9 protein-coding genes are annotated in these 11,818 nt (G+C 33.9%); all 9 read left to right on the plus strand.

The genetic code is table 11. The annotated features are described in order from the left end of the window. Positions 1 to 151: 151 nt before the first annotated feature. The 9 genes from grdC (at position 152) to gap (ending at position 11,700) form a co-directional block, all read left to right on the plus strand. On the plus strand, positions 152 to 1,687 hold the full coding sequence (gene grdC / locus EQM05_RS01640; RefSeq protein WP_128748323.1) for a glycine/sarcosine/betaine reductase complex component C subunit beta: 1,536 nt from the start codon (positions 152 to 154) through the stop codon (positions 1,685 to 1,687). 14 nt (positions 1,688 to 1,701) lie between these two features. Beyond that, a complete protein-coding gene (gene grdD / locus EQM05_RS01645; protein WP_128748325.1) occupies positions 1,702 to 2,856 on the plus strand; it encodes a glycine/sarcosine/betaine reductase complex component C subunit alpha in 1,155 nt (384 codons plus the stop codon). Between the two features lie 181 nt (positions 2,857 to 3,037). Next, complete coding sequence (locus tag EQM05_RS01650; RefSeq protein ID WP_128748327.1) at positions 3,038 to 4,177, plus strand: BMP family ABC transporter substrate-binding protein; 1,140 nt, start codon at positions 3,038 to 3,040, stop codon at positions 4,175 to 4,177. 151 nt (positions 4,178 to 4,328) lie between these two features. Continuing rightward, positions 4,329 to 5,870 (plus strand): ABC transporter ATP-binding protein, encoded by a 1,542-nt coding sequence (locus EQM05_RS01655; RefSeq protein ID WP_128748329.1) that lies wholly within the window; start codon positions 4,329 to 4,331, stop codon positions 5,868 to 5,870. Next, positions 5,863 to 6,972, plus strand: coding sequence for an ABC transporter permease (locus tag EQM05_RS01660; protein ID WP_128748331.1), 1,110 nt, complete (start codon positions 5,863 to 5,865; stop codon positions 6,970 to 6,972). The genes EQM05_RS01655 and EQM05_RS01660 overlap by 8 nt, the downstream gene beginning before the upstream one ends. Further along, complete coding sequence (locus EQM05_RS01665; protein ID WP_128748333.1) at positions 6,965 to 7,891, plus strand: ABC transporter permease; 927 nt, start codon at positions 6,965 to 6,967, stop codon at positions 7,889 to 7,891. Before EQM05_RS01660 ends, EQM05_RS01665 begins: the two co-directional genes overlap by 8 nt. 130 nt (positions 7,892 to 8,021) lie before the next feature. Next, on the plus strand, positions 8,022 to 9,383 hold the full coding sequence (rpoN, locus tag EQM05_RS01670) for an RNA polymerase factor sigma-54 (protein ID WP_205694186.1): 1,362 nt from the start codon (positions 8,022 to 8,024) through the stop codon (positions 9,381 to 9,383). A 225-nt stretch (positions 9,384 to 9,608) separates the two neighbouring features. Continuing rightward, the gene (locus EQM05_RS01675) at positions 9,609 to 10,640 is read left to right on the plus strand and encodes a sugar-binding transcriptional regulator (protein WP_128748337.1); all 1,032 of its coding nucleotides are present in this window, start codon (positions 9,609 to 9,611) and stop codon (positions 10,638 to 10,640) included. 52 nt (positions 10,641 to 10,692) lie between these two features. Further along, positions 10,693 to 11,700 carry a type I glyceraldehyde-3-phosphate dehydrogenase gene (gap, locus tag EQM05_RS01680; RefSeq protein WP_128748339.1) on the plus strand — a complete coding sequence of 336 codons (1,008 nt, stop codon included), beginning with the start codon at positions 10,693 to 10,695 and terminating at the stop codon, positions 11,698 to 11,700. Positions 11,701 to 11,818: the final 118 nt, after the last annotated feature.

Raw genomic sequence — 11,818 nt, forward strand, 5'->3', positions numbered from 1 at the left:
CATAAATGTATAGTATGCACTTTTATAAATTTAAAAAGTGCATACTATACAAATTTCTTATTTTTTATAATTAATAAATGATAATTGATAAAATCGAGAGTTGTCAATTATCAATTGTTAATTGCATATTAAAGTTTTAGGAGGTAACGATATGAGTTTCCCAGTTATAAAAAATGCAGCTTATATTTTAATTAATACTCCAGATATGGTAATACATAATGGTACAACACAGACTCTGGAAAGAAAAGCAAATCCCAAGTCAGAATATTTAAAGGAGTTACCAAAGCATTTAAGAGAATTTAATGATGTGGTAGCATATGCTCCCAATCAGACTTATATAGGAAATATGACACCTGAACAATTAGGAGAGATTAAAAGACCATGGCATAATTCAAAGGTGGATGGCGCCGACAGGTTTGGTGAATTTGGTGAAATAATGCCTGAGGAGGAATTTTACGGACTTTTAAAGATATCAGATGTATTTGAACTTGTTCTCCTTACAAAGGATTTTACAAAAATAGTTAAAGAAAAATTTGCAGTTCATCCATTGTTAAATGCTAAGGTAGATGCTTTGGGAGAAGGAGAGGACATAAATATCATAGAGGATATGGTGAAAAGCGGCATTGCTGAAGGTTTATATAATGGGGAAAAACTAGAAGGATGCGTGAAAAGGGCACATGAATTTGATACAAACCTTTCATCTCATATAATGTTAGAGAATCTTGCAGTAAAAGCATCGGGGGTTCTTTCATTAATGCACTTAATGAAAAAGACAGGTATAGATCCAAATGATGTGGACTATTTAATTGAATGTTCTGAAGAAGCCATTGGTGATATGAATCAGAGGGGCGGGGGAAATATTGCAAAAGCCTGTGGAGAAATTGCAGGTATAAAAGGTGCAACAGGAGTTGATATGAGGGGATTTTGTGCAGGACCAACCCATGCAGTTATTAATGCTTCTGCCCTGGTTAAATCAGGAATATGTAAGAATGTTATTGTTTTTGCAGGAGGATGTACAGCTAAGCTTGGTATGAATGGAAAAGACCATGTTAAGAAAGGACTCCCAATACTAGAGGACTGCCTTGGTGGCTTTGCCATTCTGATTTCAGAAAATGACGGTATAAGCCCAGTGCTTAGGACAGATGTTATAGGAAGACATACAATAGCTCATGGAGCAGCACCTCAGGCAGTAATAGAAGCTTTGGTTTCAGAACCTTTAAAAAGAAATGGAATGAAGATAACAGATGTTAACAAGTATGCACCTGAAATGCAGAACCCTGATATAACTGAACCTGCTGGTGCAGGAGATGTACCAACACAAAATTACAAAATGATAGGTGCCTTGGCTGTTAAAACAGGTCAACTAGACAGAAAGCAGCTGCCTGACTTTGTAAAACAGCATGGATACCCAGGTTTCGCTCCAACTCAAGGCCACATACCTTCAGGAGTACCAATAGTTGGGCATGGATTAAAACATATTAAGGATGGCTCATTGGAAAACTTCATGATAATAGGGAAAGGAAGCTTATTCTTAGGAAGAATGACCAATCTATTTGATGGTGTATCTATTTTAGTAGAAAAAAATAAAGGATTAGAAGATGAAATACCTTCAGTATCAAAGGATGAAATAAAAAATATGATTGCTGAACAGTTTAAAAAGTTTGCAGATCAGCTTTTAAATGAATAGTCGGGGTGATTTAAATGGATCAAACTAAGAAGCTTATAGCCGAGGTATTTGATGAAATTGCAGATGGCATAAAAAGCGGAAGCTTTGGGAAAAGATATAAAATCGGTTTAACAACCTTTGGTTCTGAACATGGGATAGAAGAAATGGTGAGAGCTGCAGTACTTGCAAAAAATAAGTATGGGGATTTTGATATAGTTCTCATAGGACCAAAAGTTCAGTGCGATTTTCAGGTAGTACAGGTTCAAAATGCTGAAGAGGGTCATAAAAAAATGGTTGACATGCTGGAGAAGGGAGAAATTGATGGCTGCGTAACACAGCATTTTGATTTTCCTATAGGTGTGTCAACGGTAGGAAAGGTAATGACACCTGGCCTGGGAAAAGAAATGTTCATAGCTACAACTACGGGAACTAGTGCAACAAACAGAGTAGAGGCAATGGTTATAAATGCTATTGATGGCATTGCTGCAGCTAAAGCTAATGGCATAGAAAATCCATCAATCGGAATACTAAATTTAGATGGTGCCAGAGGAGTTGAAAAAGCCCTTAATGAACTAAGCCGCAATGGTTATACTATTAATTTTTCAAATTCACTGAGAGCTGATGGAGGGCCAGTTATGAGAGGAAATGACCTGCTTGCTGGTACTCCCGATGTAATGGTATGTGATTCCTTAACAGGCAATCTTTTAATTAAGATTTTTTCTTCCTATACTACTGGAGGAGATTTTGAAACCATTGGCGCCGGCTATGGACCAGGAATAGGCGAAGGATATGACAAAATAATAAATATTATTTCAAGGGCCAGCGGTGCACCATTAATTTGTGAAGCTTTGAGATATTGCAGCATATGCTGTAAAAATAACCTGGTGAAAACCTCAGGTGAGGAATTTAAAAAAGCAAATGAACATGGACTTAAGGATATACTTAATAAAATACTTTTAAAGCAGGCTCCAAAAGCAAACGATGAAGAAATAAAGATACCGCCTAAAAAGGTTGTAACATATGCCATACTTGGAATAGATATTTTAGAGCTTGAAAACTGCTGCAAACTTTTATGGTCAAAGGGAATTTATTCAGAAAGCGGAATGGGATGTACAGGACCTGTAGTGCTGGTAAATGATGAAGATGGAGAAAATGCTGTTAAAATTTTAAAAGAGGCTGGATATAAATAAACTTTTACAGTAAATGGTTCTTTTTTATATGATTTTTTAATATTTATATAACAGCACATTAAAAAAGTAATACTTTAATTTTTTAGTACTTCACAGAACAAAAAAAGAAGGATATTTCAACAATTTGTAGAAATATATAATGCTGGTAGAAATTCGATTATATTTTAGGAGGGGAACTTTAATGAATAAAAAAAGAGTAGTTGCTTTAATCGCAGCTTCAATAATGACAGTATCATTATTTGCTGGATGCGGCAGCAGTAAACCAACACCTAATACTAATTCTTCAACAAAAACAGAAAAGAAACTAAAAGTTGGTCTTTCAACTGATGAAGGCGGATTAAATGATAAATCATTTAACCAGTCAGCAGACACAGGAATAAAGAAGGCTGTTAAAGATTTTGGTGTTGACTACAAACCAATTGAATCAAAACAAAAAGAGGATTATGAAGCTAACCTTGATGCACTTGTTGCATATGGTGATGATTTAACTTTTGGTGTAGGATTCCAAATGGAAACAGCTATGGAAAATAAGGCAAAGCAGTATCCTGATAAGAATTTTGCTTTAATAGATTCAGTTGCTTATGAAGATCCAAAAGCTTCAAACCCTGTTCTGTTAAAAAATGTTGAATCCATTTTGTTTAAAGAACACGAAGGTTCATTCTTAGTTGGTGTTATTGCTGGTAAAATGACTAAGACAAATAAAATAGGATTTATCGGTGGTAAAGACTCTGCTTTAATTAACAGGTTTGAGGCAGGCTTTGCATCAGGAGTTAAAGCAGTTAACCCAGAAGCTGCAAAAGGATTAATCAGCTCTGATGGAAAAGCATTAGGAACAATGGTTAAATATGCTGATACATTTGCTGATTCAAATAAAGGATATGAGCTTGCAAAATCACTATACGGTTCAGGATGCGATATTATTTTCCATGCTGCTGGTGGTGTTGGTATTGGAATGTTTAAAGCTACAAAAGAACTTAAAGATTCAGGAAAACAAGTTTGGGCTATAGGTGTTGATATGGATCAGGCTGTTTCAGTTCCTGAATATGCAGACGTAATTTTAACAAGCATGGTTAAGAGAGTTGATGTTGCTACTTACCAGGCTGTTAAAGATGTTAAAGAAGGAAAATTCCAAGGTGGAAAACTTGTTGAACTTGGATTAAAAGAAGACGGTGTAGGAATAGCTCCATCATCAGATAAAAACGTTCCTAAGGATATTTTAGATTTAGTTAATAAGTATTCTGATGCAATTAAAGGCGGGACTATAAAAGTTCCAGCTACAAGAGCAGATGTTTTAAATTTTACAGCTCCAGAAGTAAAATAAAACTTTCAAAAATATCATATTAGGTATATAATATAATAAATTTAAGCTAGATGTAGTAAAACATCTAGCTTTTTATAACATAAGTATTAACAATTTCTAGAATATGGGGAAGGAGGCACTGGTTACAAGTTTATGGCAACCAGAATTACACATGGAAAAAGTAATTGAAATGAAAGGTATAACCAAGATATTTCCCGGGACCATAGCAAATGACAATGTAGACTTTGAGTTATTAAAGGGAGAGACCCATGTATTGCTAGGCGAAAATGGAGCAGGTAAAACTACGCTTATGAATATACTATATGGTTTGTACCAGCCAGAAAAAGGAGAAATTTTTGTAAACGGTATACAAGCAAAAATAACAAACCCAAATGATGCGATTAAATTAGGAATAGGTATGGTGCATCAGCATTTTATGCTGGTTAATAATTTTACTGTAGCTGAAAATATTGTTTTAGGAATTGAGCCCCAAAAGGGACTTAAGATAGATATGAAAAAAGCTGTTGAAGACGTACGTGAAATTGCTGATAAATATGGATTCCATATAGATCCTAATGCAAAAATTGAAGATATCTCTGTAGGGCAGCAGCAAAAGGTGGAAATATTAAAGGCATTATACAGGGGTACTGAAATATTAATACTTGATGAACCCACAGCTGTTTTAACACCTCAGGAGATTGATGAACTTGGTATTATAATTAATAATTTAGTAAATGAAGGGAAATCCATAATATTAATTACTCATAAATTAAAAGAAGTTATGAAAATGAGTGACAGAGTAACTATTATAAGAAGAGGTAAGGTTACAGGAACATTAAAGACAAAGGAATCCAGCATAGATGAATTAGCTGAACTTATGGTAGGAAGAAAAGTAAATTTAGTAGTAGAAAAAAAGCCAATGAAAGCTGGAGAAGAAATTCTACAGGTGGAAAATTTAACAGCAAAGGATCACAGAGGCTTACCTGCAGTTAATGGTGTCAATTTATCTATAAGATCAGGAGAAATACTTGGCATTGCAGGTGTAGATGGAAATGGACAAACTGAACTTGTAGAAGTACTTACTGGTCTTAGAAAGCCTGAGAGTGGATCCATAAAATTAAATGGCAAGGATATATTTGCAAAAAGTCCAAGGGAAATTATTGAAAGCGGTATTGGACACATTCCTGAGGACAGACATAAAAGAGGACTTATATTAAGCTTTCCATTATTTGAAAACTCAATTATGGGAGTTCACCACAAAAAGCCATTTTCAAATGGTATAGTGATGAATTATGGTGAAATTAGAAAGCACTGCAGGGAACTCATAAAAGAATTTGATATAAGAACACCAAATGATGAGGTAACAGCAGCATCTCTTTCAGGAGGAAATCAGCAGAAGCTCATTGCTGCCAGGGAAATTGCAAAGGATCCGGAATTATTAATTGCTTCACAGCCAACAAGAGGACTTGATGTAGGTGCAATTGAATATATACATAAGAGACTTGTCCGAGAAAGAGATAAAGGGAAAGCAGTTTTACTGGTATCCTTAGAGCTGGATGAAATAATGGCTTTATCAGATAGAATTGCAGTTATGTATGATGGAAAGATAGTATCAATTTTAGATAGAAAAGATGCCACAGAGCTTAAACTAGGCGTTCTAATGGCTGGTGGAACTTTGGAAGAAGCGGAAAAAGGGGTGAAGAGCAATGGCTAAGGAAGAAAATAAAAAAAATAAGGTTTCTGAGTCATTTAAGAATGGGTTAAAGAGCATTGCTTTTCCAATATTAGCAATAGTAATTGCAGTTTTCGTGTCTGTATTTTTTGTCTTATGGGCAAAAGGATATTCAATAACAGATTATTTTACTGCTTTTGGTGAACTTTTTAAAACCATATGGAACGGAAGCTTTGGTGATGGAAGAAAAACATTGGAAACAATGGTGTATGTAACTCCTCTTATATTTACAGGTGTTGCAAATGCTATAGCCTTCAGATGCGGATTGTTTAATATTGGAGTTGAGGGACAGTTTATTGCAGGTATGATGGCAGCTTCGGTAATTGGATTAATTCCAGGACTTAATCCTGTAATTCATGCAATATTAATTATTGCAGGCGGTATCGTTGCAGGAGCAGTTTGGGCAGGCATACCAGGCTATCTAAAGGCAAAACAGGGAACTAGTGAAGTTATAAATACAATCATGATGAATTATATTGCTATGTTTGTGGGAAACTGGATAATACTTAGGTCACCCATTGCTGTAAAGGGAAAGGCTACCACACCATTAATACAAAAAAGTGCCGAGTTATTAAGATTTACCAGTACAAGCAGGGCAAATATAAGTTTGATTATTGCTATTTTATGTGCCATATTTATATACTGGCTGCTGTGGAAAACTACAGTAGGTTATGAAATAAGAGCAGTTGGAATAAGCCCATCTGCTGCAGAATACAGCGGAATAAGTGTTACTAAAAATTTAATACTTGCAATGGTTCTGTCTGGAGCAATTGCTGGTATTGGAGGAGCAACACATATAGCTGGAGTAATGCATCAGGCTAATGATATGATGGCTTTTCCTAACTTTGGTTTTGATGGAATGGCTGTTGCCTTGCTTGCAAAGAGTAATCCTATTGCCTGCATACCATCTGCATTGTTATTTGGAGCCTTAAACAGCAGTTCAAAAATGTTACAGCTTAATGGAATACCAAAAGAAATAGTATATTTAATTCAATCCATAATAATTATATTCGTAGCTTCTGATTATATAGTTAAATACTTCTCAGAAAAAAAGAGAAAGAAGAAGGTGTTAGTAAATGAGTAGTTTATTAATTTTGACATTGATTGCAGGAACCTTAAGAACTGCTACACCTTTGATTTTTGCTGGACTGGGAGGAGTTTTTTCAGAAAGATCAGGAGTAGTTAATATAGGACTTGATGGTATGATGACAATGGGCGCTTTCTTTGCAGTGCTGGGAACATATATATCAGGCAGCCCATTAGTTGGTGTATTATGTGCCATGCTTGCTGGAGGAGCAATTGCACTTATACATGCATTTTTAAGCATAACCTTAAAATCTGACCAGATAATTTCAGGTACTGCAATTAACTTATTTTCTACAGCACTTGCAAGTTTTTTGATTATTAAAGTTTTCAAAAAAGGCGGACAGACTGATATTGTAAAGGCATTACCATATAATATGCCTAATTGGATAAAATCTATCCCTTTTATTGGATATATATTATCAAATATAAATTGGTTTGTAATATTAGCTATTGTATTGGTTTTTGTGACAAATTTCGTGCTTTTCAAAACTCCTATAGGTTTGAGAATAAGAGCTGTGGGAGAGCATCCAAGCGCTGCTGATACATTGGGAATAAATGTTTATAAAGTTAGATATTCATGTGTAGTTTTATCCGGCGTTTTAGCAGGACTGGGCGGGGCTTCATTAATAGGCATAACACCAGTATACAGAGAAGGCATGGTTGCAGGAAGAGGGTTTATTGCCTTAGCTGCCATGATATTTGGAAACTGGAAGCCTGTTGGAACCATGTGGGCTTGTTTGTTATTTGCATTTGGCGGCTCCTTTGAAATTGCTGCACAAGGATTTGGGTGGTCTTTGCCTACAGAGTTCTATGCATGCATACCATATGTTTTAACAATGCTTGCACTGGCAGGATTCGTTGGAAAGACAACTCCACCAGCTGCAGATGGTCAGCCATACGAAAAAGGTTCAAGATAATAAATCTGAAAGGGAATTTGCAAACGCAGATTCCTTTTTTGTTGAATTTCAACATTAAAACTATACAGTGTGTTATAATAGCTTTGATATTATTATACATTACGCAAGAAAAGAGGTGTTTATCTTGAATATGGATTTTAGCCTAAATTTAACTCAGGAACAGAAGCTTGTTATGACTCAGCAAATGCAGCTTTCTGTTAAATTGCTGCAGATGTCAACTTATGAATTACAGCAGTATATTGATAAAGAACTGCAGGAAAATCCAGTACTGGATGTAAAGGACCCAGATAGGCTTAAGGATGATAATACTATTGATCACAAGGAATTAATAAAGTATCTTGAATTTGATGACTACAGTCATCAAAGCTATAGTAAAGAAGAAGATGAGGAAGTTTCACCATTTACATTTATTTCAGAAAAGAAATCTCTTAAGTCATATTTAAAAGAGCAGATTTTAGAGCTAAATGAAAAGGATTACCTCAAAAATATATGTCTTTATATAATAGAAAACATTGATGGCAGAGGATATTTAGATGGAAATATTGAAGAAATATCCAAAAGTCTTAAAATACCTAACAGTACGGCAGTGAAAGCATTATCTGTTGTACAGTCACTGGAGCCCGATGGAATAGGTGCAAGGGACATAAAAGAATGCTTAAAAATACAGCTTAGGAAGAAACACATAGATGATGAAAATTTATTTAAAATAATAGATAACTATCTGGAGTATATTGGTGAAAACAGATACAACAGTATTGCCAAGGAATTAAATATTGATGTAAAAGATGCTCAAAGGTATGGGGATATAATAAAATCATTAGAGCCTAAGCCTTCCAGGGGATTTTACACTGGTGAAGAAGTAAAATACATAATTCCTGATGCATATATTAAAAAAATTGATAATGATTACTTTATTATTATGAATGAAGATATATCTCCAAAGCTTTCAGTAAACCGTATGTATAAAGAAATCATAAATAATAATAATGATAAACAGGCTGTGGACTATGTTAAGGAAAAAATGAACAATGCCATTTTTTTAATTAAAAGCATAGAGCATAGGAAAAGTACTATATACAGAGTTCTTGAAAAAATACTAGAAATTCAAAGAGAATATTTTGACAATGGAGAAGCATATTTAAAACCAATGACCTTAAAGGAGATTTCAGACAGCTTAAATATGCATGAATCCACAATCAGCAGGGCAATAAGGGAAAAATATATATACACATCAAGAGGAACTATTAAGATTAAGGATTTATTTACAACAGGTATCACTTCAACTTCAATGAATGGAGAAGACATATCCACAAATCTAATCAAGAAAAAAATTAAAGAATTAATTGATAATGAAGATAAAACCAAGCCTCTTTCTGATCAGCGGATTTGTGACATAATAAATAAGCAGGATATGAATATTTCAAGAAGAACCGTGGCAAAATATAGAGAGGAAATAGGCATAAAGAGTTCTAAGGGAAGAAAAAGATTTTAATTTTTCTAATGCAGATTATAATAATATTAATTTTTTATTTGCAGGGGATTTTATTTTTATATAAAATCCCTTAATAAACTACAGAATAGTATATTAAATTTATGTTCATAATTTATTAACATTTTTTTTGCAAATACTATTTAAAAAATGTTTTATTTGTCATATAATATAGGTGGGACATAAAGTGTATTACTGGGACATCACATGTCCAAAGAGGTGCTGCTTTTGGAGGAAATTTTAAAGTTACAGCAGAAGATAGTTCCTGAAGCTGTGGATTTATTAGAGAAAAGATACAACATTTTAAGGACCATATTTTATAAACAGCCTATAGGCAGGAGAATTTTAGCCAATGATTTAGGTATAGGCGAAAGAGTAGTAAGAACAGAGATCAACTTTTTAAAAAATCAAAATCTAATTGAAATCAATACTCCAGGAATGACAATTACACCTGAAGGCGAAGAAGTAATAGATAAACTTAAAAATTATATACACGAATTAAGAGGATTATCAGATATAGAAAAAATCATAAAAGAAAGATTAAAACTTAAAAATGTAATTGTTGTACCAGGGAATCTGGATGAGGATCCAACTGTAATTAAAGAGCTTGGAAGAGTGGCAGCAAATTATTTAAAAGGTACAATAGTTGACAATAGTATTATTGCATTAACAGGAGGCTCTACCGTTAAAGAGGTAGTAGATAATATGCCTAAGATACAGGGAATCACAAATGTTACTGTAGTTCCTGCCAGAGGAGGTATGGGAAGAAATGTGCTGACTCAGGCAAATACCATAGTATCAATATTAGCAGATAAAATTAATGCAAATTACAGACTGCTTCATGTTCCAGACAATTTAAGCAATAAAGCTCTTAATACCATAATAAATGAAAAAGACGTAAAAGATGTGCTTGAAATAATTCATAAGGCAGACATTTTAGTCTTTGGAATTGGCAGAGCAGATGAAATGGGAAGAAGAAGAGGAATGTCAGCTGAGGAATTAAGCAGACTTGAAGATTTAGGTGCTGTTGGAGAAGCCTTTGGTTACTATTTCAACAGAAATGGAGAAATTGTTTATTCTACACCAACCATTGGAATAAAAAATGAGCAGATAAAAAAGCTTAAGACATTGATTGCAATTGCTGGTGGGGAAAATAAAGCAGAATCTATATTAGCTACTGAGCTTAACAATGATAACAGTGTACTGATAACAGATGAAGGTGCTGCAAGGAAAATATTGCAGTATATTAAAAACGCTTAAGTTAAAACTAAATTAATATAAATATTTTAAATTATTCAGGAGGGATTTTAACATGGTTAAAGTAGGAATAAACGGCTTTGGAAGAATAGGAAGAAATGTTTTCAAGGCTCTGGTAGACAATTATACTAATGAATTGGAAGTTGTAGGTATTAATGACTTAACAGATGCAAAGACATTAGCACATTTATTAAAGTATGATTCATTATATGGTAAATTTAATGGAACAGTAGAAGCTAAAGAAAACTCAATAGTTGTAAATGGCAATGAAATCAAAATATTTGCAGAAAGAGATCCTAAGAATATTGACTGGGCATCAGTTGGAGCTGAAATAGTTATTGAATCAACAGGATTATTTACAGATGCAACAAAAGCTAAAGCACATTTAGGAAAAACAGTTAAGAAAGTTCTTATATCTGCACCAGCAAAAAATGAAGATGTTACAATAGTTATGGGAGTTAATGAAGAAGTTTATGATAGTGCAAAACACAATATTATTTCAAATGCTTCATGCACAACAAACTGTTTAGCACCATTTGCTAAAGTATTAGACAGAGAATTTGGAATAGTTAAAGGATTAATGACAACAGTTCATTCATATACAGGAGATCAGAGATTACTTGATGCTCCACACAGAGATTTAAGAAGAGCAAGAGCAGCATGTGAATCAATGATACCAACAACAACTGGAGCTGCTAAAGCAGTTGCATTAGTATTACCACAATTAAAAGGAAAATTAAATGGTTTCTCATTAAGAGTACCAACTCCTACAGTTTCATGCACAGATTTAACTTGTGAATTATCAAGAAATGTTACAGTTGATGAAATCAATGCAGCATTCAAAAAAGCATCAGAAACTGATATGAAGGGTATTTTAGGATACAGTGATGAACCATTAGTATCAGTTGATTACAGAGGAGACGAAAGATCATCAATAGTTGATGGAATGTCAACTATGGTTATTGAAGGAAACATGGCTAAAGTTGTTTCATGGTACGATAACGAATATGGTTATTCTCACAGATTAGCTGATTTAACAAAATTTGTTGCAGATAGATTATAATTTTAATTTAAGTTTGGAATAAATGGTTAATGGTTTATAGTTGGAAATGATTATAAAGAAGGTCTGGTTTTGTAGTTTGGGCTATAAGGCCGGACCTTTATTCAGTTTTGAGTTTTGA

It is taken from the genome of Clostridium sp. JN-9, from assembly GCF_004103695.1.
GTDB lineage: Bacteria > Bacillota > Clostridia > Clostridiales > Clostridiaceae > JN-9.